25 protein-coding genes are annotated in these 25,254 nt (G+C 72.8%); 4 read left to right on the top strand and 21 right to left on the bottom strand.

Annotation, left to right across the window (positions count from 1 at the left end):
- Positions 1-47: 47 nt before the first annotated feature.
- The 11 genes from hypE to EDD29_RS10670 are packed head-to-tail and all read right to left on the bottom strand — an operon-like array spanning position 48 to position 9,076.
- The gene (gene hypE, locus EDD29_RS10715; RefSeq protein ID WP_123664245.1) at positions 48-1,133 is read right to left on the bottom strand and encodes a hydrogenase expression/formation protein HypE; all 1,086 of its coding nucleotides are present in this window, start codon (positions 1,131-1,133) and stop codon (positions 48-50) included.
- Complete coding sequence (gene hypD / locus EDD29_RS10710; RefSeq protein ID WP_123664244.1) at positions 1,130-2,272, bottom strand: hydrogenase formation protein HypD; 1,143 nt, start codon at positions 2,270-2,272, stop codon at positions 1,130-1,132. Before hypD ends, hypE begins: the two co-directional genes overlap by 4 nt.
- A 16-nt stretch (positions 2,273-2,288) precedes the next feature.
- A complete protein-coding gene (locus EDD29_RS10705) occupies positions 2,289-2,561 on the bottom strand; it encodes a HypC/HybG/HupF family hydrogenase formation chaperone (protein WP_123664243.1) in 273 nt (90 codons plus the stop codon).
- Between the two features lie 55 nt (positions 2,562-2,616).
- Complete coding sequence (locus tag EDD29_RS48075; protein WP_425454970.1) at positions 2,617-2,727, bottom strand: DUF6893 family small protein; 111 nt, start codon at positions 2,725-2,727, stop codon at positions 2,617-2,619.
- A complete protein-coding gene (locus EDD29_RS10700; RefSeq protein ID WP_123664242.1) occupies positions 2,724-3,302 on the bottom strand; it encodes a DUF5947 family protein in 579 nt (192 codons plus the stop codon). The genes EDD29_RS48075 and EDD29_RS10700 overlap by 4 nt, the downstream gene beginning before the upstream one ends.
- On the bottom strand, positions 3,299-3,934 hold the full coding sequence (locus EDD29_RS10695; RefSeq protein WP_211359639.1) for a NifU family protein: 636 nt from the start codon (positions 3,932-3,934) through the stop codon (positions 3,299-3,301). Before EDD29_RS10695 ends, EDD29_RS10700 begins: the two co-directional genes overlap by 4 nt.
- Entirely contained in the window at positions 3,927-5,723 is a 1,797-nt protein-coding gene (locus EDD29_RS10690; RefSeq protein WP_123664241.1) for a nickel-dependent hydrogenase large subunit, read from the bottom strand. The genes EDD29_RS10695 and EDD29_RS10690 overlap by 8 nt, the downstream gene beginning before the upstream one ends.
- Before the next feature lie 37 nt (positions 5,724-5,760).
- The gene (locus EDD29_RS10685) at positions 5,761-6,810 is read right to left on the bottom strand and encodes an NADH-quinone oxidoreductase subunit B family protein (RefSeq protein WP_123664240.1); all 1,050 of its coding nucleotides are present in this window, start codon (positions 6,808-6,810) and stop codon (positions 5,761-5,763) included.
- Positions 6,811-6,823: 13 nt separating this feature from the next.
- The gene (locus EDD29_RS10680; protein WP_123664239.1) at positions 6,824-7,198 is read right to left on the bottom strand and encodes a hydrogenase maturation nickel metallochaperone HypA; all 375 of its coding nucleotides are present in this window, start codon (positions 7,196-7,198) and stop codon (positions 6,824-6,826) included.
- The gene (locus EDD29_RS10675) at positions 7,191-7,715 is read right to left on the bottom strand and encodes a hydrogenase maturation protease (RefSeq protein WP_123664238.1); all 525 of its coding nucleotides are present in this window, start codon (positions 7,713-7,715) and stop codon (positions 7,191-7,193) included. Before EDD29_RS10675 ends, EDD29_RS10680 begins: the two co-directional genes overlap by 8 nt.
- Positions 7,712-9,076 carry a hypothetical protein gene (locus tag EDD29_RS10670; RefSeq protein WP_123664237.1) on the bottom strand — a complete coding sequence of 455 codons (1,365 nt, stop codon included), beginning with the start codon at positions 9,074-9,076 and terminating at the stop codon, positions 7,712-7,714. Before EDD29_RS10670 ends, EDD29_RS10675 begins: the two co-directional genes overlap by 4 nt.
- A gap of 205 nt (positions 9,077-9,281) precedes the next feature.
- Between EDD29_RS10670 and EDD29_RS10665 the strand changes: the two genes are divergently transcribed.
- Positions 9,282-9,842, top strand: coding sequence for a PASTA domain-containing protein (locus tag EDD29_RS10665; RefSeq protein WP_123664236.1), 561 nt, complete (start codon positions 9,282-9,284; stop codon positions 9,840-9,842).
- 109 nt (positions 9,843-9,951) lie between these two features.
- Here EDD29_RS10665 and menD read toward each other — a convergent pair whose 3' ends face one another.
- Genes menD through EDD29_RS10650 form a run of 3 tightly spaced genes read right to left on the bottom strand, consistent with a single transcriptional unit; the run spans position 9,952 to position 13,429 of the window.
- Positions 9,952-11,616 (bottom strand): 2-succinyl-5-enolpyruvyl-6-hydroxy-3-cyclohexene-1-carboxylic-acid synthase, encoded by a 1,665-nt coding sequence (menD, locus tag EDD29_RS10660; protein ID WP_123664235.1) that lies wholly within the window; start codon positions 11,614-11,616, stop codon positions 9,952-9,954.
- Complete coding sequence (locus EDD29_RS10655) at positions 11,613-12,530, bottom strand: o-succinylbenzoate synthase (protein ID WP_123664234.1); 918 nt, start codon at positions 12,528-12,530, stop codon at positions 11,613-11,615. Before EDD29_RS10655 ends, menD begins: the two co-directional genes overlap by 4 nt.
- Complete coding sequence (locus tag EDD29_RS10650; RefSeq protein ID WP_123664233.1) at positions 12,530-13,429, bottom strand: 1,4-dihydroxy-2-naphthoyl-CoA synthase; 900 nt, start codon at positions 13,427-13,429, stop codon at positions 12,530-12,532. Before EDD29_RS10650 ends, EDD29_RS10655 begins: the two co-directional genes overlap by 1 nt.
- A 58-nt stretch (positions 13,430-13,487) precedes the next feature.
- On the opposite strand from EDD29_RS10650, the gene EDD29_RS10645 reads away from it, so the two are divergent.
- Positions 13,488-14,648 carry an AMP-binding protein gene (locus EDD29_RS10645; RefSeq protein ID WP_123664232.1) on the top strand — a complete coding sequence of 387 codons (1,161 nt, stop codon included), beginning with the start codon at positions 13,488-13,490 and terminating at the stop codon, positions 14,646-14,648.
- A gap of 236 nt (positions 14,649-14,884) precedes the next feature.
- The gene (locus EDD29_RS10640) at positions 14,885-16,276 is read left to right on the top strand and encodes an RNA polymerase sigma factor (RefSeq protein ID WP_123664231.1); all 1,392 of its coding nucleotides are present in this window, start codon (positions 14,885-14,887) and stop codon (positions 16,274-16,276) included.
- Between the two features lie 179 nt (positions 16,277-16,455).
- Here EDD29_RS10640 and EDD29_RS10635 read toward each other — a convergent pair whose 3' ends face one another.
- The 5 genes from EDD29_RS10635 to EDD29_RS10615 form a co-directional block, all read right to left on the bottom strand.
- Positions 16,456-17,163 carry a sirohydrochlorin chelatase gene (locus tag EDD29_RS10635; RefSeq protein WP_123664230.1) on the bottom strand — a complete coding sequence of 236 codons (708 nt, stop codon included), beginning with the start codon at positions 17,161-17,163 and terminating at the stop codon, positions 16,456-16,458.
- A complete protein-coding gene (locus tag EDD29_RS10630; RefSeq protein ID WP_123664229.1) occupies positions 17,163-18,338 on the bottom strand; it encodes a uroporphyrinogen-III synthase in 1,176 nt (391 codons plus the stop codon). The genes EDD29_RS10635 and EDD29_RS10630 overlap by 1 nt, the downstream gene beginning before the upstream one ends.
- 14 nt (positions 18,339-18,352) lie before the next feature.
- On the bottom strand, positions 18,353-18,694 hold the full coding sequence (nirD, locus tag EDD29_RS10625) for a nitrite reductase small subunit NirD (RefSeq protein WP_246052695.1): 342 nt from the start codon (positions 18,692-18,694) through the stop codon (positions 18,353-18,355).
- A complete protein-coding gene (nirB, locus tag EDD29_RS10620) occupies positions 18,691-21,222 on the bottom strand; it encodes a nitrite reductase large subunit NirB (RefSeq protein WP_123664228.1) in 2,532 nt (843 codons plus the stop codon). The genes nirD and nirB overlap by 4 nt, the downstream gene beginning before the upstream one ends.
- A gap of 190 nt (positions 21,223-21,412) precedes the next feature.
- A complete protein-coding gene (locus EDD29_RS10615) occupies positions 21,413-23,287 on the bottom strand; it encodes a molybdopterin oxidoreductase family protein (protein ID WP_246052693.1) in 1,875 nt (624 codons plus the stop codon).
- Positions 23,288-23,613: 326 nt separating this feature from the next.
- Between EDD29_RS10615 and EDD29_RS10610 the strand changes: the two genes are divergently transcribed.
- On the top strand, positions 23,614-24,108 hold the full coding sequence (locus tag EDD29_RS10610; RefSeq protein WP_123664226.1) for an NUDIX domain-containing protein: 495 nt from the start codon (positions 23,614-23,616) through the stop codon (positions 24,106-24,108).
- A 28-nt stretch (positions 24,109-24,136) separates the two neighbouring features.
- Here the strand turns inward: EDD29_RS10610 and EDD29_RS10605 are convergent, their stop codons facing one another.
- Positions 24,137-24,385: a hypothetical protein gene (locus EDD29_RS10605; RefSeq protein WP_123664225.1), complete on the bottom strand. Its 249-nt coding sequence runs from the start codon at positions 24,383-24,385 to the stop codon at positions 24,137-24,139.
- A 119-nt stretch (positions 24,386-24,504) separates the two neighbouring features.
- The gene (locus EDD29_RS10600) at positions 24,505-25,128 is read right to left on the bottom strand and encodes a maleylpyruvate isomerase N-terminal domain-containing protein (protein WP_246052691.1); all 624 of its coding nucleotides are present in this window, start codon (positions 25,126-25,128) and stop codon (positions 24,505-24,507) included.
- Positions 25,129-25,254: the final 126 nt, after the last annotated feature.

Genomic DNA, 25,254 nt, shown 5'->3' with positions numbered 1-25,254 from the left:
TATCGGCTAAGTATCGCTCGGCACCGCCTCGATTTTCGTGATTCGCCTCAACAGATGCGCGGGAGCGGGTCACCGACGAGGACGTCGACGATTCTGGTCCCGCCGAAAGCGGTCTTGAGGAGGACCAGACCGGGCGGATCGTCCGCCACGCGGCCCACCACCGCGGCGTCGGCGCCCTGCGGGTGGGCGCGGAGCGCGGCCAGGGCCTCCGCCGCCCCGTCCTCGGCCACGACCGCGACGAACCTGCCCTCGCAGGCCACGTACAGCGGGTCGATCCCGAGGAGTTCGCACGCCCCGGAGACGGCCGGACGGACGGGCACGGCCGCCTCGTCGAGGATGACGGCGGCCCCCGCGCCCCGGGCGATCTCGTTGAGCACCGTGGCGACCCCGCCCCGGGTGGCGTCGCGCATCATGCGGACGGCGCCCGGCACCGCGTCGCGCAGGGCCGCGACGATCGAGTGCAGCGGCGCGGTGTCGGATTCCAGGTCGGCGGCGAGGTCGAGGTCGCCGCGGGCGAGCATGACGGTGACGCCGTGGTCGCCGATCGGGCCGGACACCAGCACGGCGTCGCCCGGGCGGACCTCCGCGACGCCGAGGGCCTCGGGACGGTCCAGGAGGCCCACCCCGGCGGTCGTGATGTAGCAGCCGTCGCCCTTGCCCCGCTGGACGACCTTGGTGTCGCCGGTGACGATCGCGACCCCGGCCCGTGCGGCCGCGGCCGCCATGGACGCGGCGATCCGCCGCAGATCCCCGATCGGGAACCCCTCCTCCAGGATGAAGGCCGCCGACAGGTGCATGGGCCGCGCGCCGGACACCGCGAGGTCGTTGACGGTCCCGTTGACGGCCAGGTCGCCGATGTCCCCGCCGGGGAAGAAGACGGGCGACACCACGTAGGAGTCCGTCGTCATCACCAGGCGCGGCACACCCGTCCCGAGCCCGAGGTCGAGCACGGCTCCGTCGCCGAGCGCGTCCAGGGCCGGGTTGCGGAAGGCCGTCACGAACACGTCGTCGATAAGGGTCTGGCTCGCCTTCCCGCCCGCCCCGTGCGCCAGGGTGACGCGTTCTTCGCGGACCTTGGGCGCCCGCTTCCTGGCGCGCTCTATCCGGTCGAGCACCTGCTGTTCGGTGGTCATGCGCGCGTCCCCTCCCGCATCGTGCTCTCGGCCAGGGCGGCCCGGCTGAACCGCCCGTAGTTGTAGTAGGCCGCGCACGCCCCCTCGGAGGAGACCATGCAGGTCCCGATGGGGGTCTCGGGAGTGCAGGCGGTGCCGAACACCTTGCACTCCCACGGCTTGATGACGCCCTTCAGTACCTCTCCGCACTGGCACGCCTTCGGGTCCGCGACGCGCACGCCCGGCACGTCGAAGACCTTCTCCGCGTCGTGCGCGGCGAACTCCTCGCGCAGCGCGAGCGCCGAGTGGGAGATGAACCCGAGGCCGCGCCACTCGAAGTGCGGTCGCAGCTCCATCGTCCGGGCGATCGCCTCGAGCGCGCGGGCGTTGCCGTCCCACGGGACGACCCGGGTGTACTGGTTCTCGACCTCGCAGCGGCCCTCGGCGAACTGCCGCAGCAGCATGTGGACCGACTGGAGCAGGTCGAGCGGCTCGAATCCGGCGCAGACCAGCGGTTTGCCGTATTCGCTCGGGATGAACTCGTACGGCCTGCACCCGATGACGGTCGAGACATGGCCGGGCCCGAGGAAGCCGTCGAGCCGCAGGTCGGGCGAGTCGAGGATCGCCTTGATCGCCGGAATGATCGTGACGTGGTTGCAGAAGACCGAGAAGTTCGAGACGCCCTCCGACGCGGCCCGCAGCACCGTGACGGCCGTCGACGGCGCCGTCGTCTCGAACCCGATCGCCATGAACACCACCCGGCGGCCGGGGTTCTCCCTGGCGATCTTGAGCGCGTCCAGCGGCGAGTAGACCATCCGGATGTCGGCGCCCTCGGCCTTGGCCTCGAGGAACGAGCCGGTGCCGCCAGGGACGCGCAGCATGTCGCCGAACGAGGTCAGGATGACGTCCGGCTCGCGCGCGATCGCGATCGCGTCGTCCACCCGGCCCATCGGGATCACGCAGACCGGGCAGCCCGGTCCGTGGACCAGTTCGACGGTCTCGGGCAGGTGGTCCTCCAGCCCGTGCTTGTAGATGGTGTGGGTGTGGCCGCCGCACACCTCCATGAACTTGTAGTGCCTTCCCGGCTCGCACAGTGCGGCGATCTGCCCGGAAAGCGCCCGCGCCTTGTCCGCGTCGCGGTATTCGTCGACGAACCTCATGCCGGCCGGTCCCCCCTCATGTGATGTCCGAAGCGGCGAGCGCGTCGAGCTCGTCGGCGTAGGCCTGGCCCAGGCCCTCCAGCAGCTGGAGCGTGGCCGCCGCCTCGGCCTCGTCGATCTTCGACATGGCGAAGCCGACGTGGACCAGCACCCAGTCGCCGGGGCCGACCCCGTCCGGGCCGAGCAGGCCGACGCTGATGGGCCGCCGTACCCCGGCCACCTCGACCAGGGCGAGGTCGGCGCGGTCCGGCAGCATTTCCACGATCTCTCCGGGGATGCCCAGGCACATCCGTTGTTCCGCCTTTCTCGTAGTGGCGCCCGCGTACCGGGCCCGATGAGCACGGTCACATCCGTCGCATCCGCAGATAGCGCTTGAGGTCGGGCAGCTCTTTCCAGAACACGAACAGTCCGAGCAGCCCCAGCAGCCCGAGCACGAAGACCCACGGTCCTCTCACGGTTCTCCCCCTTCCGCGAGGCGTGCGAAGAACGCCTCGATCTCCGGCCGCACCCGGGCTCCCCCGGACAGGCCCTTCCACGCGAGCCGGACGGCGGCGACGAGGCGGTGCCCGTCGGTGACCGGCACCAGCCACCGCTCGTCGGCGTCGTGCAGCGTGTTGACCAGCAGTGCCTCGGTGTACGGCCGCAGCCCGCCGAGCGGCGGGCAGGCCGCGACCGCCGAGGCCCACGCCGCCGGGTCGACGGGCCAGCCCGCCGCCCCCGCCGGACTGGGGTACCTCGCGACGGCCGCCCCGTCGTCCGCGACGGTGAAGAACGCGAGTCCCACGGGCACCCCGAGGTCGGCCGCCCGCACTCCGTCCAGCCTGATCCGGCGCGCGGGCACCGGCCGGAAGTGCCCGGTGCCCTCCCCGAACAGCAGGACGCACGGGCGGCACGCGCACAGCAGGCTCTCGTCCCGGTCGTCGAGCACATGGTCGTGCCGCTCGCCGAGCGGGACCGCGCACAGCCCGCAGCTCTCGGCCGCGGGCTCGGCGGCCCGGCGGACCAGGCGTTCGAGTGCGCCCTGCCTCATGGCGCCGCGCTCGGACGGCTCAGCAGCGCCTCCACCGGCACGAACGCGGGCTCCCCCGAGCGCAGGTCCACCCGGGAGAGTTCCGGCGCGGTCGCGAGCACCGCGTCGCGCACCGCGTCCTCCAGCGGACGGGTCCCGCAGCCGTGCGTCCCGCTCAGCCTGACCCGCGCGATCCCGCCCTCGACGCCCTCCAGCCGGGCCTCGCCGCCCCCGAGCAGCGGCCGCAGCCGGTCCAGCGCCCGCGCCACCCGCTGCGGCAGCGGCTCGGGATGGACCCCGTGCAGGACGAGCAGGTGCCCGACGAGCTCGTCGGCGGCCAGTTCCCCGGCGACGGCCCGGTCCCCCGCGACCCGGTCCACGATCCGGGCCAGGGCCTCCCCGTAAACCCGGGTGAGCAACGCGACCGCGTCCAGCGCGCGGGCCGCGGTCGCCCCCGGCATGCTCTCCAGCGCGCTGAGCTCGGCCTCGACCCTCCCGACGAGATCGGCGACCTCCACGTCGTCGAGGCGCTCCGCGACCCCGTCCGCAGGCCCGGCGGACTCGGCGCGCTCGACCCGGTCGGTGGCCTCCGCGTCCTCCAGGCGCCGCGCGGACGCGCCGACGGGCCTGGCGCGCGCGGCGGGCTCACCCATGGGAGGCCCCGAACATCGGCGAGTGCATCTTCTCGAGCGTCTTGCCCTTGCCCAGGTACATGTGGACACCGCAGGGCAGGCACGGGTCGAAGCTGCGGACGGCGCGCATGATGTCGACGCCGCGGAAGTCGTCCTGGCCGTTCTCCTCGAAGATCGGCATGTCCTGGACGGCGTCCTCGTACGGGCCGGGGGTGCCGTAGCTGTCGCGCGGGCTGCCGTTCCAGGGCGTCGGCGGGTACGGGTGGTAGTTGGCGATCTTGCCCTCGCGGATCACCAGGTGGTGCGACAGGACGCCGCGGACGGCCTCGTGGAACCCGCAGCCGATGGCCTCGTCGGGCACCTCGAACGGCTCGAAGACCTTGGTGTCGCCGGCCGAGACGAGCTTCATCGCCTCCTCGACGAAGTACAGCGCCATCGCCGCGGAGTAGGCGACGAAGTAGGCGCGCGCCCTGTTCCGCTCCAGCGCGTTGGACCAGCGCGGGATGCGCCACTCCAACGTCGTCTCGGGCAGCTCGGTGCCGCGCGGCAGGTTGATCTGCACGCTGGAGCCCGTGGCCTTCACGTACGGGGTGTCGACCAGGTTCGCCAGGGCCGTGGTGTACAGCCGGGCGAAGGCGCCGCCGCCGGTGTCGAGCGCGAGGTGCTGCCCGCTGGCCTTGTCGAACCAGCGCGGGCTCATCACCCAGCTGTACTTGTCGTCGAAGTCGCGCTTCTGCGGCGCGGGCATCGTCGTCTGGTTCCACGGGTGCCGCATGTCGACGGGATTGCCGAGCGGGTCCCGGTCGACGAACTTCTCCGAGGCCGTCCAGTCGTCGTAGTACGAACTGCCGAGCAGGATGCGGATGCCGAGGTTGATGTCGACCAGGTCGGTCGTGAGCAACCGCCCGTCCACGACGATCCCGGGTGTGACGTACATGGCCCTGCCCCAGGCCTCCATCGACTCGTAGCGGTAGTCGACGACGGCCGGGTCCTGGAAGGAGCCCCAGCAGCCCAGCATGACGCGCCGGCGGCCCACCTCCTCGTAGCCGGGCAGCGCCTCGTAGAAGAAGTCGAAGACGTCGTCGTTCATCGCGACGGACTTCTTGAAGAAGTCGACGACCTGCATCAGCCGCGACAGGTAGTCGGTGAACACCGACGGATTCGGCACCGTCCCGACACCGCCCGGATAGACCGTCGACGGGTGCACGTGCCTGCCTTCCATGAGGCAGAACATCTCCCGGGTGACCCGGCTGATCCGCAGCGACTCCTTGTAGACCTCGCCCTCGAACGGGTTGAACGCGGCCATGATGTCGCCGATGGTGCGGTATCCGTGCACGTCGGCGCCCGGCGCGGGGGTCTCTCTCGCCCGGCGCAGCACGGCCGGGTTGGTGTCCTTGACCATCGCCTCGCAGTAGTCGACGAAGACCAGGTTGTCCTGGAAGATCGTGTGGTCGAACATGTACTCGGCGGCCTCGCCGAGGTTGAGGATCCACTCCGCGAGCGGCGGGTTCTTGATCCCGTAGGCCATGTTCTGCGCGTACACCGAGCAGGTGGTGTGGTTGTCGCCGCAGATCCCGCAGATCCGGCTGGTGATGAACCCGGCGTCGCGCGGGTCCTTGCCCTTCATGAAGACCGAGTAGCCGCGGAACATCGACGAGGTCGCGTGGCACTCGGCCACCCGCCGGTTCGCGAAGTCGATCTTGGTGTAGACGCCCAGGTTGCCCACGATGCGGGTGATCGGGTCCCAGGACATCTCGACGAGCTGGCCCGGCTTGGTCTTGCCGGCCGTCCTCGGATCGGTGATGGCCATCGGTGGTGGTCCTCTCCTGCCTGGAAGACGGCGCGGTTCAGCGCCGCTCGGCCTTGCGGTATCCGGTGGTGATCTTGTCCCGGTTGTGCCGCCACTTCGGCTCGCGGTTCGCGGTGTGGTTGGTGATGTCGCGCATGCGCTTGATGAAGGCCCCGTACGGCTTGATCAGCGCCGACGACAGGGTGGCGCCCGGAGGCATGTCCATGAAGGGCATGAACTTGTCCGGGAAGCCCGGCATGGTGCACGCGATGCAGATGCCGCCGACATTCGGGCAGCCGCCGATCCCGCCCATCCAGCCGCGCTTGGGCACGTTGCAGTTCACGACCGGCCCCCAGCACCCGGCCTTCACCAGGCACTTGGAGGAGTTGTAGTCATGGGCGAAGTCGGCCTGCTCGTATCCGGCGGCCCGGTCGCACCCGTCGTGGACGGTGCTGCCGAACAGCCACGTCGGCCGGCCCAGGTCGTCCAGCGGAGGCGGCGGCGCCGTGCCCGCGGCGTGGAAGAGCAACCAGGTCAGCGTCTCCATGAAGTTGTCCGGCTGGACGGGGCAGCCCGGGATGTTGATGATCGGCAGCCCGCCCGCGGAGCGGAAGTCCGTCCCGAGGTAGTCGGACAGGCCCATCGCGCCCGTCGGATTGCCCTGCATCGCGTGAATGCCGCCGAATGTCGCGCATGTCCCGACGGCGACGACGGCGAACGCGCGCGGCGCGAGCGCGTCGATCCAGCGGTCGAGGGTGAGCGGCTCACCGGTGAGGAGGTCGTTGCCGAACGACGTCCAGTACCCGTCCCCGTTGATCTTCTCGTTGGGGACCGAGCCCTCCAGCACGAACACGAACGGCGCGTCCAGCTCGCCCGTCGCCCCGGCCCGGAAGGGTCCGAGGAACTCCTCGCCGCCGAGCGTCGGCGACAGCACCTTGTTGTGCAGGTGCACCTTCGGTAGCCCCGGGATCAGGCCGCCGACGACGTCCTCGATCGCGGGCTGCGACGCCGCGGTGATCGACACGGTGTCGCCGTCGCAGCTCATGCCCTCGGAGATCCACAGAATGTGCACCTCTTCGACTGCCTTGCCCGTCGTCGTGGTGGTCATCGCACGCCTCCCCTCACCCGCCCGCTCCGGCGGGTTCGCCCTGCCCCTCGGTCTGGTCGACGGTGATCGACTCCAGGAACGCCTCCTCCTCACCGGTGACCTCCACGTCGAGGCCGCCGCAGGTCATGCAGGTGGTGAGGCCGAGCGCGCCGTCGGCCCTGCCGGTCTCGCCGCAGGTGCGGCAGCGGACCTCGGCCTGGTCCTGCACCAGGTCCACCTCGGCGTCCGCGGCGAGGGTGCCCTCCGCGGCGAGCCGGAACCCCTGCTCGATCACCGCCGGGTCGACCGGGTGGCCGGTGACGCGCACCCGCACCGCCCGTACCCGCCGGTCGCCCGCGCGTTTGAGCGCGGCGGCCACGATCGCGTCGCACAGCCCCAGTTCATGCATCGGCCGGTTCCTCTCGCTCCGTCCGCGCCCGTCCGGTACGGGCGAGGTCTTCGACCAGCTCTTCGACGAGGCGCACCGCCCCGTCCACCGCGGCCTCGACGGTCGCGGACAGGCCCATGCCCTCCTCCAGGGACTCCGGGCGGCAGCCGACGACGAACACGCGGCCCACCGATCCGCCGAGGCGGCGCAGCAGGAGCAGCACCGCGAGCGGGTGCAGGCCGTGCGCGTCCACCGCGGCGCCGTCGTCGTCGCCCAGGTCGTCCGGGCCCACCTCCAGCACCGCGAGCGTGCCGGGCGGGCCGTCCAGCGGGACCGCGTCGACCATGACGAGGGTGTCGACGGTCCCGTCGAGCAGTTCGTAGGCGAGGTGGACGCCCCGGATGCCGTAGTCGGCGGCGCGCACCCCGTCCGGGAGCCGGGCGGGGTCGAGCCGCCGCAGCACCTCGACGCCGAAGCCGTCGTCGCCGAGGAAGAGGTTCCCGATGCCCGCGACCAGGACGCCGCCCCGGGCGCTCACCGGCCCTCCCCCGAGGTCTCCAGCGGCGCGGCGGGCTCCAGCGGCTCGACCTCGTCGGGCGCGAAGTAGCGGAAGCGGCCGTACCACCGGTCCAGGTCCGCCGCCGGATCGTCCTCGACGGTGACGGCGAGGTGCGTCGCGTCGTCCATGTCGGCGAGCACCTTCTCGACACGGGCCGTGCGGCCGTCCAGGAAGCGGTCCTGCGGGTCGGTGCCGTGCCTGCGCGGGCGGAGCCGCACCCGGCTGCCCGCGCGCAGCCGCACCCCCGCCACCACTACCGACGCGTCCGGCGGACCGCCCCGATCGGCGGCGCCGAGGGAGCGGACCGCGCCGTGCAGCCGCTCGAACACCTCGGGCGGCATCGCGTCCGCCCGGTCGACGATCGCGGCGGCGCGCGGGTCGGTGGCGCGGGCCTCGCGCTTCTCCGCGTCGGTCAGGGTGAGGGTGCGCAGGGTGAGGATCTCGTCGATCTCCCCGGAGTCGTGGAGGTCGCCGGGGCTCTCCGGGGCCACCTTGGGGTGGTCGTAGAGCAGGATCGGCGACGAGAGCACGAGCGTGTCGGCGGCGTCGGCGAGGACGGGGAAGGTGTGCACGTTCGCGCAGCCCCGCACGGCGGCCTCGGCCCACTCGGGCGGATCGAGCAGCGAGACGAACGCGCCGCCTCGGACGGCGAGCAGCAGGTGGCAGGCCAGCGGCGACGAGCGCAGCGCGGTGTCGCGCGGAACCTCCGGCGCGATGTCCGCCGCGGCGTTCGCCACCCGCACCGACAGCCGGTGCAGCGGCCCGTCCGGCCCCTCCCCCAGCGCCGCCCCGCCCACCCCGACCCGGACGGCGAGGGCCAGCCGTTCCCGGACCACCCGCCCGACCACGCGGCCGGCCGGATCGGCGATCTCCTCGACGTCCCGGCCTCCGGGCACGGTGAACTCCAGGTCCGGCGCCGCGCCGAGCGGGATCCGGAAGCGGATCTCGTGCGGGACCGCCTCGTCGAACGGGACCTCGTGCCGTGCCGCGGCCGTCAGGGACTCGGCGGCGTGCCAGCGCCCGGCCCGGTGCTCCTCGACGGTCTTGCGCTGCACCTGCAGGAACCGGACCGCGCCCTCGACGGGCGTGCCCGCAGGCGCCCGCACCAGGGCCTCGGTCCGCTGCCACCAGCCTTCGGCGGAGCCCGCGACCCCCGTGTCGTCGGGCCCCCGCGCCTGGGTCCACGCGCGCGGCGTGAGGACGCCGAACTGCCAGCGGACCCGGTTCTTGGCCGAGGAGCGCCGGTAGGGGTAGAGGAGGTAGCCCTCATAGAGGATCGCGTCCGCCAGCGCGCGGAGGGGCGCGAAGGCGTCGTCGGTCGTCGCCGGATCCGTCGTCATGGCCCCCGCCCTCCAGGATTCGCCTACCTGTTCACGTTATGTACCCAATGTCATGCGGTGCGTAATCAGTCGGCGGGAAGGCGGGGCAAAGAGCCGCCGCGCGATACGGCGATACACGGCTTTGATTTATCCGTAATGCCCTAAGATCGTCCTGCGAAAGGGGGGATTCGCCATCGGAGCGCATACCCGCAACCGGCGGAGCCGGATGCTTGTGAAGATCGCCGTGCCCGTGGGCGCGATCGCCGTGATCGGCCTCACCGTGGCCTTCAGCGGCGACGACTCCGACAAGAACCTCACCCTCACCCCGGAGCGGCCCGCCATCGCCACCGCGACCTCCACGGTGACCCCGACCGAGGCCCCGGAGACCGCGGAGCCGACCCCCGTCTCGGCCCCGACGAGGACCACGGCGACGACCCCGCCGGCCACCCCGACCCCCCGGCCGACGACCTCCTCGCCCAAGCCGCCCCCGCCCCAGCCCCCGGCGACGCAGGCGCCCCCGGCGCCGACGACCCGGGCCGTCCCGGACGTCGTCGGCCTCTCCCTGAACGAGGCCGCCGTCCGTCTCGCGCAGGCCGGATTCGGCTTCGCCGAGATCTGCGTGCGCAGCCGGGAGGAGGGCGTCCTGAACCAGCAGCCCGCCGCCGGGCAGCAGTGGAACCCCGGAGGCAGGGTCGCCCTCTACGTCGCGTCCCGCCGCTGCGACGACCACGACTGGGGCGACGACGACCGGGCCCCCGCCTCCCGGCCGTCACCTTCCGCAACGTAAAGGAACACAGCGCGAGATCGGGGATCCTCCCCGAAGCGGTCTTTCGATCGGCCCGGAGCCCTTACGCGGTCGGCCGATCCGGTGTCTTTACGCGGTAAGGCGGGACCCGTCACAGCACGTTCTTGATCGCGTCCTGGGCCGTCTGGCGCATCCGCGCGTGCAGGAGCGCGTTCTTCTCCCGGTCGGTCCGCGCCTCGATGATGCGCAGCCCGTCGCCGGACAGCGCGCGCGGGAGCTGCCCGGCGGAGTCCAGCCGGGTGTAGGGGATGCCGTGGGCCGCCGCGATCCGCTCCAGGTCGACCCCGTGCGGGGTGCCGAAGACCCGCTCGAACGGCTCGCGCAGCGACGCCTGCGGCAGCAGCGAGAAGATCCCGCCGCCGTCGTTGTTGACCACCATGAGCGCGAGGTCCGGGCGTGCTTCGCGGGGGCCGATGATGAGGCCGTTCTGGTCGTGCAGGAACGACAGGTCGCCGAGCAGCGCGTACGACCTGCCGCTGTGGCCGAGGGCCATCCCGATCGCCGTGGAGACCAGGCCGTCGATGCCCGAGGCGCCCCGGTTGGCGAGGATCCGCAGGCCGCGCCGCGGGCGCATGGTCTGGTCGAGGTCGCGCACCGGCATGCTCGCCGAGGTGAGCAGGAGCGAGCCGCCCGGGATCGTGGCGACGAGGTCGCGGGCGAGCCGCGGCTCGGTCACCTCCTCGCTCTCGTCCAGCAGCGTGTCGACGGCGGCGGACGCGGCCTGGTCGGCCGTGCGCCAGGACTTCAGCCACCCGTCGTCCCCGGAGACCACGGGGATCTCCACCTCCTGGGCGACCTGGGTGGCCGAGCGGACCGGGTCGGGCCAGCGGGCCAGGCTCGGGGTGACGACGATGTGCTCCTGGGCGCGGCGCAGCATGCCCAGCAGCGGCTTGGACAGCCCCGGCCTGCCGAGCGTCACGACCACCTCGGGCTGGTGCGCCTCGACGAACTCGGGCACGCCCAGCAGGAAGTGGTAGGACGACATCGCGTGGTCGCCGTACCGTCCGTTGCCTATCGGCTCCGACAGCACCGGCCACCCCGCCATCGACGCCGCCGCGACATAGCGCTTGACGTTCACCGCCCCGTCGCCGATGACGAGGACGCCCCGGCGGGTCGGCGGCACGTGCAGCACCGACCCCGGCGAGCTCTCCCTGACCCGGGTCCACACGCTGGCGTCGCCGCTGTCGAGCGGCTCGCACCACGTGTCGTCGCCGTTGGGGATGAGCGGCTCGCGGAAGCTCACGTTCAGGTGGACCGGTCCCGGGTCGGGCGCGAGGGCGGCGGCGTAGCCACGGCTGGCCATCGACCGCCAGTAGGCGACCATCCCCGGCCGCTCCTCGGGCACCCCCACCTCACAGGTCCAGCGGACCGCGGTGCCGTACAGCTTCACCTGGTCGATGGTCTGGTTCGCGCCGGTGCCGCGCAGCTCCGGCGGCCGGTCCGCGGTCAGCACGATGAGCGGGACCGCCGACTCCGACGCCTCGATGACCGCGGGGTGGAAGTTCGCCGCCGCCGTCCCCGAGGTGCACACCAGCGCGACGGGCCTGGCCGTCCGCTTGGCCAGGCCCAGCGCCAGGAACGACGCCGACCGCTCGTCCACCCGGACGTGCAGGCGCATCCGCCCCGCGCGCTCCGCGGCGTCCAGGGCGAGGGCCAGGGGGGCCGAGCGCGAGCCGGGGGCGAGGACCGCGTCGGTCATCCCGCCCCGCAGCAGCTCGTCCACCAGGACCGTGGCCAGCGCCGTCGCCGGGTTCATGCTCTCTCCGCTTCCTCCGCTCGCCGCCGCCAGGCAGCCGGGTCGACCTGGTGGCGCGCGAGCGCCGCGAGATCCACCTCGGGCCGGCGGACGGCGATCTCCCCGTCCTCCACGACCAGCGGATCGCCGGTCACGTCGCCTTCCAGCAGGCTGAGCGTCGCCAGGCCGCACGCGTACGGCAGCTCCGGCAGCGCCGCGGCCAGGGCGAGCCCCGCGGCGAGCCCGACCGAGGTCTCGACCGCGCTCGACACCACCACGGGCAGGCCGATCGCCGCGGCGATCTCCAGCGCGGGGGCGACCCCGCCGAGCGGCTGCACCTTGAGCACCGCGATGTCGGCGGCCTCGGCCGCCACCACCCGGAACGGGTCCTCGGCGCGGCGGATCGACTCGTCCGCCGCGATCGGCACCTCGACGCGCCTGCGCACCGCCGCCAGCTCCTCGACCGTAGCGCAAGGCTGCTCGACGTACTCGAGATCGAACCGGTTGAGCAGTCGGATCATCCGCACGGCCTGATCGACGTCCCAGCCGCCGTTGACGTCGATCCGGACCTTACCGTCCGGTCCGATGGCGTCGCGCACCGCCTCGACCCGCGCGAGGTCGTCGGCCTCGCTCTGGCCCTTCTCCGCGACCTTGACCTTGGCCGTGCGGCAGCCGCCCTCGGCGGTGATCCGCCAGGCGTGCCCGGCGTCGGTCGCCGGGACGGTGACGTTCACCGGGATCCGGTCGCGCAGCGGCGCGGGGAACCCGGTGAAGGCCGCCTCGCGGGCGGCGGCCAGCCAGCGGGCCGCCTCCGCAGGGCCGTACTCGGCGAACGGGGAGAACTCCCCCCATCCCGCCGGGCCGTGGATCAGCGCGCCCTCCCGCCGCGTCAGCCCCCGGAACCGGGTGCGCATCGGGATGGCGAAGGCCCGCATCAGCCGTGCCAGGGGTAGGGCGACCAGTCGGGGTCGCGCTTCTCCAGGAACGAGTCGCGGCCCTCGGCGGCCTCGGCGGAGCCGTAGGCGAGGCGGGTGGCCTCGCCCGCGAAGACCTGCTGGCCGACCAGCCCGTCGTCGATGAGGTTGAAGGCGAACTTGAGCATCCGCTGCGCCGTCGGCGACTTCGCGTTGATCTTGGCGGCCCATTCCAGGGCGGTCTTCTCCAGGTCCGCGTGCGCGACGACCGCGTTGACCATGCCCATGCGGTGGGCGTCCTCGGCGGAGTACTCGTCGCCCAGGAAGAAGATCTCGCGAGCGAACTTCTGGCCGACCTGACGGGCCAGGTAGGCCGAGCCGAAGCCGCCGTCGAAGCTCGCGACGTCCGCGTCGGTCTGCTTGAACCGCGCGTGCTCGCGCGAGGCCAGGGTGAGGTCGGACACGACGTGCAGGCTGTGCCCGCCGCCCGCGGCCCAGCCGTTCACCACCGAGATGACGACCTTGCCCATGAAGCGGATGAGCCGCTGGACCTCCAGGATGTGGAGGCGGCCCGCGCGCGCCGGGTCGATGCCCGCGGCGCTCTCGCTCTCGGAGTACTTGTAGCCGTCCTTGCCCCGGATCCGCTGGTCTCCGCCGGAGCAGAAGGCGTGGACGCCGTCCTTGGGCGAGGGGCCGTTGCCGGTCAGCAGGATGACGCCGACGTCGGGCGACAGGCGGGCGTGGTCGAACGCCCGGTAGAGCTCGTCCACGGTGTGCGGGCGGAAGGCGTTGCGCACCTCCGGCCGGTTGAAGGCGATCCGCACCGTCCCCTGGCCCACCGCACGGTGGTAGGTGATGTCCGTGAAGTCGAACCCGTCGACTTCCTTCCAGGCTGCGGCGTCGAATATCTCGGAGACCATGGCCCCTATTACATCGCCTTTCCGTGCCGTGTTCGGCCACGGGTAGCCTGATCACACAATGAGACCCCTGCATGCCGTCGTTCTCCCCCCAGGCCCCCGCTTCCTCGACGTGCTGACCGCCGCGCTCGACGGCACCGGGCCCGCCCTGCTCCCGGTGGCCCCGGGCACGCCCGAGCCCGCGCTGCGGGCGCTCGTGGAGACCGCGAAACCGGCCGCGCTCGTCGATTCCTCCGGCGTGCACGCGCTGGAGGGCGGGGTGCCGACCGACGCGGCGGTGCTCATCGCCACCTCGGGTTCCACCGGCCGTCCGAAGGTCGTGGAGCTGACGGCCGGGGCGCTGGAGTCCTCGGCCCGCTCGACCCTCTCCCGGGTCGGCGCCCGGCACGCGCCGTGGCTGTGCTGTCTGCCGACCTCGCACATCGCGGGCGTCCAGGTGCTGGTGCGGGCGCTGCTCGGGGGCGTGTCCCCGGTGATCCACCCGGGGTTCGACCTCATGGAGGTCGCCAAGGCGGGCGAGGTGCACATCTCCCTCGTCCCGACGCAGCTCCGCCGTCTCCTGGACGTGGAAGCCGACCTCTCTTCCTATGCCTCGATCCTGCTCGGCGGGGCGGCGGCGCCCTCGGCTCTGCTGGCGGAGGCCCGGGATCGCGGCGCAAGGATCTTCACCACTTACGGGATGAGCGAGACCAGCGGAGGGTGCGTCTACGACGGCGTCCCCCTGGAGGGCGTGGAGGTCTCCCTGGACGCAGCCGGACGGATCTCGCTTTCCGGTTCCGTCCTCTTCTCCGGCTACCGCTTCGCCGAGCGCCGGCCCGGCCGGTGGTTCACCACCCAGGACCTCGGCGTCTTCGAGGAAGGCCGCCTGCGGGTCCTCGGCCGGATCGACGATGTGATCAACACCGGCGGGGAGAAGGTCGTGGCCGGAGCTGTGGCCGAGATCGTCTCGCGGCACCCCCGGGTGCGCGAGGCGGTCGTGGTGGGCCGGGACGACCCCGAGTGGGGGTCGCGGGTGACCGCCGTGGTCGTCGCCGACGGGCCCGTCACGCTGGACGAGCTGCGCGACCTCGTCCGGGCCGAGCTGCCCGCCCACGCGGCGCCGCGCGAGCTGGAGATCCGCGCGGAGCTGCCGCTGCTGGCGTCGGGCAAGCCCGACCGCGAGGCGCTGCGCCGCGCCCCGGAGGCCGGGACGGCCGGGACGGCCGGTCTCACCGGCGGGTGAGAATCGCGCCACACCGGTAAACCGCGGAGGCACCTCCGGAATCATACGTATTACCCGGACGTTGTAGGTGAGGTAACCGGGTACCCGATCGAGTCTCGCGAAAGTCACCCATGTCCGGCCACAAGCCGTTTGGGTCAAGGTTTTCGCTGGTCGGGAACATCCTGGACACGGTCCTTCGTTTCGGATACGTGCCCAAAAGGCATATTTCGGACCTCGAGAAGGGAGGGTCGGACCCCATGCCTCGTAAGGCCACAGCGGCCCCGACCGTTGAGAGCGGGGCGGCGACCGACAGCGGCGCGGCAGCCCACGTGGCGGATCTGCTGGCACTGGGCAAGTCCCGCGGCCACCTGTCCCTCACCGAGGTCCGCCGAGCGTTCGAGGAGGCGGGCATCTCGGCGACCCGCGGCCGCTCCCTGCTCAAGGAGCTGACCGAGAGCGGAGTCCGCCTCGGCGACGATGGCGCCCAGGCCGACGGCACCGCCAAGCCCACGACGAAGACTACCCGCAAGCCGGCGGCCTCCGGCCGGACCGCGCGCGGCACCAAGACCACCGCCAAAACGGGCGCCAAGAACGGCACCGCGAAGACCGCCGAGACCGGCGACGACCAGGCCGCGCGCGCCGCGGAACTGGGCGACGACGACTCCGAGTTCGACCCGAACGCCGAGGATGAGGGCAACGACGAGGTCAGCACCCGCGACCTCGACGACAACACCTCGGTGATGGGCGACTCCGTCCACACCTACCTCAAGGCCATCGGCCGCCGCCAGCTCCTCACCGCCGAACAGGAGGTCGACCTCGCCAAGCGGATCGAGGCGGGCCTGTACGCCGAGTACAAGCTGGACAACGCCCCGCCGCGCATGTCCGCCCGCCAGCGCGACGAGCTCGAGTGGATCGTCGAGGACGGCAACCGCGCCAAGGCCCACATGCTGGAGGCCAACCTCCGGCTCGTGGTCTCGGTCGCCAAGAAGTACTCCGACCGCGGCCTGTCGCTCCTGGACGTCGTCCAGGAGGGCAACCTCGGCCTGATCCGCGCCGTGGAGAAGTTCGACTACTCCAAGGGCTACAAGTTCTCGACCTACGCCATGTGGTGGATCCGCCAGGCCATCCAGCGCGGCTTCGCCGACTCCGCCCGGACCATCCGCCTGCCCGTCCACGTCCTGGAGCTGCTGAGCAAGCTCAGCCGCATCGAGCGGGACATGCACCAGCGGCTCGGCCGGGAACCCACCGCCGAAGAGCTCGGCGAGGAGATGGGCAAGAGCCCCGAGCAGGTGCGCGAGCTCCTGCGCACCAGCCGCCAGCCGATCAGCCTGGACTCCACGATCGGCGAAGACGGCGAGACCCGCATCGGCGACCTCATCGAGGACACCGACAGCGTCGAGGCCTCCGAACTCGTCGACCGCCAGCTCATGGCCGACCAGCTCCGCCGCGCGCTGGGCGTCCTCTCACCCCGCGAAGCCAAGATCATGTCCATGCGCTTCGGCCTCTACGACGGCACCCCGCGCACCCTCGACGAAATCGGCAAGCACCTCGGCCTCACCCGCGAACGCATCCGCCAACTGGAAAAGGAATCCCTCTCCAAGCTGAGGCACCCCAGCAACGCCCAGCCCCTCCTGGATTTCGCCGTGTGAATCGCGCCGCCTCCGGCGTCGCGGTGATCGGGCGCCTCAGATCCCGGCGCCCGATCGCACCGGCGTGATTCCTCACCAAGGCCCGTGGCCGATGGCCGGGCCGGAACCCCTCCGGGGACTCCTGCCAGAGCAAGGCCCCGACGGGTGCGTCGGGGCCTTTGGCGTGTTCGGGCCCGGGGTCAGGTCGGGGCCAGGGCCGTCGTGGCGATGAGGGCCTCTTCGTGGCGGCGGAGGATCAGGGTGGCGAGGGCCGGGTGGGCGCCCAGAGGGGGGGCCACCAGGTCGGCGCCGGTCGCGACGAGGCGGCCCTGGAAGAAGCCGGGGGCCAGGAGGTAGGAGGCGACCGCGACGGTGCGGGCGCCTCCGGCTCTGGCCGCCGCGACGACGTCGTCGAGGCGGGGGCCGGGGCCTCCTACGAAGCCGTAGGGGACGTCCCGGCCCAGGCGGCGGGAGAGCAGGCGGGCGGCGGCGCGGACGTCGGCGACGCCGCACGGGTCGGTCGAGCCCGCCGCGCCGAGGACCACGGCGTCGGCCGCCGCTCCCTCGGCGAGGCGGTCGGCGAGCGCCCGGGTGAGTTCGGCGTGCGGGCCCAGCGGACGCGACACCACGGCCGCGGTCCCCGTCGCGGCGAGCTGCGCGGGGATGTCGACGTGCACGTGGTAGCCGCGGCCCAGCAGCAGCGGCACCGCGACGAGCGGCTCCGCCGACGGCGGTCCGGCCCGCAGCGCGGCGACGGCCTCGGCGACCGACGGCCCGGTGTTCTCGGCATAGGACTCGGCGACGACGAGGTCCGGCCGCGCCGCGCGCACCAGCGCGAGCAGCGCGCGGACCGTCGCGGCGCCCGCGGGATCGCGGGTGCCGTGCGCGACGCCGAGCAGGACGGCCATCAGGCGAGCGCCTCGCGACCCGGTTCGCACGCGAGCCGGTAGCCGCGCTTCACGACGGTCTCGACGATCCCGGTCCGGCCGAGGCCCCGGCGCAGCCGGGCGACCGCCATCTCCACGGCGTGCTCGTCGGCCTGCGGGCGGCCGTCGCGCGGGTTCGTCCAGCCGGAGCCCGCGGCGACCACCCGCGAGGGCAGCACCCCGCACAGCTCGGCGCGCGAGACGACGTGGCCGGGGCGGCGGGCGAGCGCGCGCAGTATGGCCATGGGCGCCGGTGCGATCGGCCGGAGCTGGCCGTCCAGGACGACGGCGTGCCCGCGCAGCTCGAGGGCGTGGCCGCGCACGTGCAGCCGCCGCGCCCGCCGCTCGGGCAGGTCCTCCACGATCGCGCGGACCAGCGCGCCGATCCGCGCCCGCTCGGGCTGGATCGTCGGCACGCCCCGCTCGGTGAGCGCGAACGCCGTCACCGGGCCGACGCACGCCGCGACGACGTGGGTGCGCAGCGCCTCGATGAGCGCGTCCTCCAGACCGTCCTCGGCGGCGACCGCGAGGGTCGCGGTGACCGCGGGCGCGCTGGTGAAGGTGATGGCGTCGACGGTGCCGGCGACGGCCTGGCCGACGAGGCGGCGCAGCGGCGTGGAGTCGTCGGTCCGCGACCAGCGGTACACGGGCACCTCGATCACCTCGGCGCCGTGGCCGCGCAGCGCGTCGGTGAAGTCCGGGAGCGGCTCGCCGTAGAGCTGCACCGCGATGCGGGTGCCGCGGAGGTCGCCCTCCAGCAGGTGCTTGAGCACCTCGTCGCAGCTCTCGGACTCCGGCGACCACGCCTCGGTGATCCCCGTCGAGCGGATCGCGCCGCGCGCCTTCGGACCGCGCGCGAGGATCGGCACCCGGCCGAGGCGGTCCAGGAGGCTGTCGCGCAGCCCCCAGCCGTCGGCGGTCTCCAGCCAGGCCCGGAACCCGATGCCGGTGGTGACCACCACGTAGTCCAGCGGGCGGCTGATGCACTCCTCGGTGGCCTGGAGCAGTTCGGCGTCGTCCTGGAGCGGGACGAGCCGGATCGCCGGGGCGTGGACCACCCGGGCGCCCCTTCGCTCCAGGAGCGCCGCGAGCTCCTCATGGCGGCGGGCCGCCGTCACCCCGACGGCGAACCCCGAGAGGGGTTCACTGGTCAGCACACCCGCCTGAATAGTCACGTCATCACTTCCACACGGTCGCCGTTGAGCCTGATGGAAAAGGTGGGCACGGAGGTGTCCGGATCGTCCAGGCACCTTCCGCTGGCCAGGTCGAAGACCTGCTTGTACATCGGGGACGCCACCGTCGGCACGCCGCCGCGGCTCCCGAGGATGCCCCGCGACAGCACGAACGCGTTGCTGAAGGGGTCGAAGTTCGACAGGGCGTAGAGGTGCCCCTCGAAGGTCCGGAAGACGGCCACCTGGAGGCCGTTCACCAGGGCGCACACGCCCCGCTCGGGGGTGATGCGGTCGACGGAGCACACGTCCGTCCAGGTCGTAGAGATCGCGGTAACGGTCACTGGCCGATCACCTCCAGGCGCGGTCCGGTCACGAGGACCGGCTTGATCTGTTCGCGCTCGACCTCGAAGGAGATGCTCGGGTCGGGCGTCTCGGGGGCATTCACGAAGGAGACGAACCGGGCGAGCCGCTCGGGGTCCTCGAGGGTCTCGGCCCATTCGTCGCCGTAGGCCTCGACGTGCCGCGCCATCGCGGCGTCCAGCTCGGCGCAGATGCCGAGCTTGTCGTCGATGACGACCTCGCGCAGGTAGTCCAGGCCGCCTTCCAGCGACTCCATCCACACCGAGGTGCGCTGGAGGCGGTCGGCGGTCCGGATGTAGAACATCAGGAACCTGTCGATGTAGGTGAGCAGCTCCTCGTCGGTGAGGTCGCTCGCGAACAGGTCGGCGTGCCGGGGCCGCATGCCGCCGTTGCCCGACAGGTAGAGGTTCCAGCCCTTCTCGGTGGCGATGATGCCGAAGTCCTTCGACTGCGCCTCGGCGCACTCGCGGGCGCAGCCCGACACCGCCGACTTGAGCTTGTGCGGGGCGCGCAGGCCCCGGTAGCGCAGCTCCAGCTTGATCGCCATGCCGACGGAGTCCTGGACGCCGTAGCGGCACCAGGTCGAGCCGACGCAGGACTTCACCGTCCGCAGCGACTTGCCGTAGGCGTGGCCGGACTCGAACCCGGCGTCGACCAGGCGCTTCCAGATCACCGGGAGCTGCTCGACGCGGGCGCCGAACAGGTCGATCCGCTGCCCACCCGTGATCTTGGTGTAGAGGCCGTAGTCGCGGGCGACCTCGCCGATCACGATGAGCTTGTCGGGGGTGATCTCCCCGCCCGGGATCCGCGGAACGACCGAGTAGGTGCCGTTCTTCTGCATGTTGGCGAGGAAGTGGTCGTTGGTGTCCTGGAGGGCGGCCTGCTCGCCGTCCAGAATGTGGCCGTTGCCCAGGGACGCCAGGATCGAGGCGACCGTCGGCTTGCAGATGTCGCAGCCCTTGCCGGTGCCGTGCTCGGCGATGAGCTGGGTGAACGTGCTGATCTGACGGACCCGGACGATGTCGAACAGCTCGGCGCGGGAGTACTCGAAGTGCTCGCACAGCGCCTTGCTGACCTCGATGCCGGCCGCGGCCAGCTCGGCGTCCAGCAGCTTCTTCACCAGCGGGACGCAGGATCCGCAGCTCGACCCCGCGCGGGTGCACGCCTTGACCGCAGGCACGTCGCGCAGCTCGTGGTCGCGGATGCCGCAGCGGATGTCCCCGGCCGTCACGTTGTTGCAGGAGCAGATGACGGTCGCCTCGGGCAGGTCGCCGCCCGCGGCCTCGGTGCCGCCGAACAGCATCTGCTCGGGCGCGCCCGGCAGCTTCGCGCCGACGTAGGCGCGCAGCGTCGAGTAGGACTCGGCGTCGCCCACCAGCACGCCGCCCAGCAGCGTCTGGGCGTCGTCGCTGACGAGCAGGCGCTTGTACACGCCCGCGACCGGGTCGGTGTAGGTGACGCCCAAGGCGGCCCCGTTCTCGCCGCCGGCGAAAGGGTCGCCGAAGCTCGCGACGTCCACGCCCATCAGCTTGAGCTTGGTGGACAGGTCCGCGCCCTCGAAGGAGGCGGCGCTGTCGGGGTTGACCAGGCGGTCGGCGACGACCTCGGCCATCGTGAAGCAGGGGCCGACGAGACCGTAGACCATGCCGCCGATGAGGGCGCACTCGCCGATCGCGTAGATCGCGGGGTCGTCGGTGCGGCAGCCGGAGTCGACCACGATGCCGCCGCGCTCGCCGACCGCGAGGCCGGCCGCGCGGGCCAGTTCGTCACGGGGGCGGATGCCCGCGGAGAAGACGACGACCTCCGCCGGGATCTCCGCACCGTTGCCGAACACGACCTTGTCGACGGCGCCGTCGGGACCGGCGGCCAGGCGGGCCATGGGGGTGCCCGCGTGCACGGCCATGCCGAGGCCCTCGATGTGGCGGCGCAGCATCGCGCCTCCGCCCTCGTCGAGCTGGCGCGGCATCAGCCAGGGCGCGACCTCGACGACACCGCTGTCCAGGCCGAGTCCCTGGAGCGCGCGGGCGGCCTCCAGGCCGAGCAGGCCGCCGCCGACGACGGCGCCGGTCGCGCGTCCCGCGGCGTAGTCGCGGATCGCGTCCAGGTCGTCGATCGTCCGGTAGACGAACACGCCGGGCAGGTCCTTGCCCTCGACGGGCGGGACGAAGGGGGCCGAGCCCGTCGCGAGGACGAGCACGTCGTAGGCGAAGCGGCGACCGGACTCGGTGACGGCCTCCTTGGCCGCCCGATCGATCTCGGCGACCTTCTCCGCGCAGACCACGTCGACGCCGTCGCCGTCGCCGTGCGCGGGGTAAGCGAGGTCGGCGCCCTCAAGGTAGGTCGTGAGCGCGACGCGGTCGTACGCCGGCCGGGTCTCCTCACCGATGACGGTGATCTTCCAGGCGCCGGCGCCGTCCCGCTCACGCAGAGCATCGATCAACCGGTGGGCTGCCGGGCCATACCCGACCACCACCAGGTTCTGCTGGGAAACGACTCCTCCGTGATCCATGCTCAGATATTCGGAAGGGCGCGTTTCGCGTCAGGGTCCCCATTGTCACCCCTGTGTTAAAACACGCTCACGTCGAGACGTCGTCGTTGTCATGGCGTGACCAAGAACCGGATTTTTTAGTATTTGGTTAACAAAACGCCGGAACCCGGCGTGACGGGACGTCACACCGGGTTCCGGACGTTGAACCGTTTCAGGCCCCCGGCGCGCCTCCGGGACCCTCGAACATCGCGGGCGCCACCGGATCGGGCAGCCCGACCGGCTCGATCCGCACCGCCCACACCACCGACCACGGAACCCCCGCCGCGGCGGCCGCGCGCGGCCGCGCCGTACCCTCGCCGCCCCACGGCGCGGGCATCGCCACGGTGTCCTCGCGCAGCGCGGCGCTGTACCTCGCCCGGCCGATCGCCACGCCGCGCCGGCCCGACACCCGCACCATCGCACCCGGCCCGATGCCGAGGCGCTCACCCAGATCCGGGTGCAGCTCCACGAAAGGCGGCTCCTCCTGAGCCCCGGCCGCCACCCGGCCCGTCGTCAGGTACAGCGGGTACCGCGCGTCCACGTCCTCCGCCGGACCCACCGGATCGACCGCGACGAACCGGGCGAGCCCGTCACGGGTCGCGAAACGATCAAGGAACGGGCGCGGCGTCCCGGGATGCTCCGCCGACGGACAAGGCAGGCACACCCCGTCCTCGGCGTCGAGCCGCGCGTAAGAGACGCCCGCGCAGTCGGCGGGACCGCCCGCCGACGCCCTGGCCAGCTCCCCGAAGACCTCCTCCGGCTCCGCGCTCCACCGCCCCGGCGCGGCGAGCCGCCCGGCGAGATCGCGCAGCACCGCGAGATCGGTGCGCACCCCCTGCGGCGGCGGAACCGCGCGCCGCCTGCGCAGCACCCTGCCCTCCAGGCTCGTCGTCGTCCCCGACTCCTCGGCCCACCGCGCCACCGGCAGCACCACATCGGCGCGCAGCGCGGTCTCCGACAGCTCGTGATCGGCCACCACCAGCAGATCCAGCGCGTTCAGCCGCTGCTCGACCACGCCCGCGCGCGCCGCCGCGGCCACCTGGTCCGAACCGAACACCAGGAGGGCCCGCGGCGCGTCCCGGCCGCCCAGCAGCCCGTCGGCGGGCGGCGGCGCGGTCGGCAGCACCGCCGGATCCACCCCCCACACCCGCGCGACGTGCGCGCGCGCCGCCGGATCGTCCAGCGGCCGGTCCCCCGGCAGGCGGGCGGCCTTCTGGCCATGGCCCCGCCCGTCGCCCGGGTCCGTCACACAACCGAACCCCGACCCCGCGGTGCCGGGCAGGCCCAGCGCCAGCGCCAGGTTCAGATAGGCCGCGACGGTGTCGGCCGCGCGGTCCCGCTCGGTCAGCACCAGCGACCGGCGTCCGGCCGCGAGCAACCGGACCGCCTCCCGCATCCGGGCGACCGGCACCCCGGTCAGCCGCTCGACCCGTTCCGGCCAGTATCCGCCGACGGCCGTGCGCAGCCTGTCGAACCCGGTCGTCCGCGCCGCGATGTAGCCGCCGTCGGCCAGGCCGTCGGCGATGGCCAGGAACAGCAGGCCGTTGGCGAGCACCGGCTCCGTCCCCGGCGTGATCTGGAGGTGCAGGTCGGCGGCCCTGGCCGACTCGGTCCTGCGCGGATCCACCACGATCAGGGCGGCGCCGCCCTCACGCATCCGCCGGACCTGGCGCAGGAACGGCGGCGCCGCGGCCTCGGCGTCCCCGCCGACCAGCAGCAGCGCGTCGGCCTCCCCCACGTCCGGAAGCGGGCCGGGAAACGCCCGGTCCACCCCGAACGCCCGGGTCAGCGCCGCGGCGGTCCGCGCGGGCACTCCCGTGCCGTCGCCGAAGGCCAGCCTCGGGGTCCGCAGCGCCACCCGGGCGAACTTGCCGAGCTGGTACGCCTTCTCGTTGGTCATCCCGCAGCCGCCGAACACCGCGACCGTCCCGTCGCCGTGCGCCTCGCGCAGGACCCGCAGCCGGGCGGCCACCACCGCGAGCGCCGAGTCCCAGGACACGGGTTCCAGGGGTGCGCCCGGGTGGACGCGCAGGAGTGGTGTCGTCACACGGTCCGATACGGTGCACATCGCGGCGGCCGACCAGCCCTTCTGATCCGGCCCGCCGTCCGCGGGTCCGTCCGAGCGGGGGATCACTCCGGTGCCATCCGGTCCGCCTGCCGGCCCGCACCGCGCGGAGCGGCACGGACAGCGGGGAGCGACGGCTCCCGGGTCGCTAGCGGCCATGCCCCGATCGTGTGCGGCGGCGGTTTCACGAGAAGGTCCCGTGCATGTCCCCGGTGTTAATACACGCTCACCGGCCGCGCGCCACGGCGTGATGGGTTCGCGCGCCGTCAAACCGCGCTTCCGCCGCTCGGAGGCTTAGTCTCGAAGGTATGGCCGACGCCGCATACCTCGCCACGCTGCCGCGCACCAGGGGGGCCGCCTCCGCCCTGCTCACCGACGACGGCGGCCGCATCCTGCTGGTGAAGCCGACTTATCGCCCCGGCTGGCTGCTGCCCGGCGGCGTCATCGAGGCCGGCGAGTCGCCCCTGGCCGCCTGCCTGCGCGAATGCCAGGAGGAACTGGGCCTGCGACCGCGCCTCGACGGCCTCGTCTGCTTCGACTGGGTCCCGCCCGAAGGCGAGGCCGACGCGACCAACGTCTGGGTCTTCGCCGGCCGCCTCGACCCCGAAGAGATCGCCCGGATCGAACTCCCCCCGGACGAGCTCTCCGACCACGTCCTGGCCTCTCCCGACGAGCTCGGCGACTTCACGCCCCCGCACATCACCCGCCGCATCGCCGGCATAGTCGCCGCTTCCGGCCATCCCGTCTACCTGGAGGCCGGCGTCCACCCCGAGGCCTGCGCGGCCCCGGCGCCCCGCCGCTGACGCCGGGCGGCCGGCCGGCGGCCGCGGGTCAGGCCGGGGCGCGGTCGCGGATCTCGCGGGCGGCGGCGCCCTGGGCCGAGCGGGCGCAGTGGGCGCAGCAGTACCAGTGGCGGTCGACCTCGACGCCGTGGCCGATCACCCGGCACTTGCAGTGCTCGCAGATCGGCGCGAGCTTGCTGATCGCGCACTCGAAGCTGTCGAAGACGTGCACCGCGCCCTGCGTGTGCACCTCGAACGCCAGGTCGTAGTCGTTGCCGCAGACCTCGCACATGGCCATCGTGATCTCCCCCGGGATCCTCGGTCCAGCACGGTCTCCCCCGAGACCGGACGAAGTGGACCTACCCGGCCCCTACCCTGCGCGTCACCGCGTCATGCGGGGGCCGACCCGGCGGGGCCTCAGCGGCGTCTGCGGGCCCGGACGGGCCGGTCGCGCCGCCAGTCCTGGGAGCGGCCGGAGGAGCGCAGCACCCGGATCCACGGGTCGCCCTCGCGGCTCAGCGGCAGATGCGGCACGCCCCACGCCCAGGCGGCGACCAGCAGCTCCGGGTCGGCGGGCCGGTAGTCCTCGCCGATCGCGCGGGCGAGGTCCCAGGCGTGCAGATGCCATTCGACGCAGGCCGAGCCCGCGTGGTCGCCGACGGTGTACTTGGTGCCCCGGTGGATCAGATGGGTCTTCTCCCAGCAGTCCGCCATGAGGTCCAGGTAGGCGTCCGCCGACACCGTGAACGACATGATCCGCTCGCGCCCGGACTCGGGCGGCAGCACCGCGAGCTCGGCGGCGTTCTGGCGGGCCTGCTGACGGATCAGCACGGCCGTCGCGATGTCCTGGGCGAACAGTTTCGCCAGCCGGCTGTCCGGGGCGTCCTGGAGGTATTCGAGGTGGTTCTCCGCGACACAGCGCAGGTGCCCGGCCAGGTCGATCGCCAGCCACTCCGAGCACGGAGTCGGCGCCTCCCAGTCCTCGCACCTGGCCGCGAACCGCCGTATGGCGGCCACCCCGGCGCGGTAGGACTCCAGCAAGCGGTGCCGGTCAGGCGGCCTGCGATCCAACTCACAACCCCCACGATTTCCCCCGCCGGGCCTGCCACCGGCCCGGTTCCCCCCTGACTCGCGGTGCCCCCCCGCGAATGCGCAGGCAAGGGTCTC

The sequence above is a fragment of the Actinocorallia herbida genome (assembly GCF_003751225.1).
GTDB classification, from domain to species: Bacteria; Actinomycetota; Actinomycetes; order Streptosporangiales; family Streptosporangiaceae; genus Actinocorallia; species Actinocorallia herbida.
Note: the sequence above shows the minus strand (reverse complement) of the source record. Positions and strands in the feature narration are given on the sequence as shown.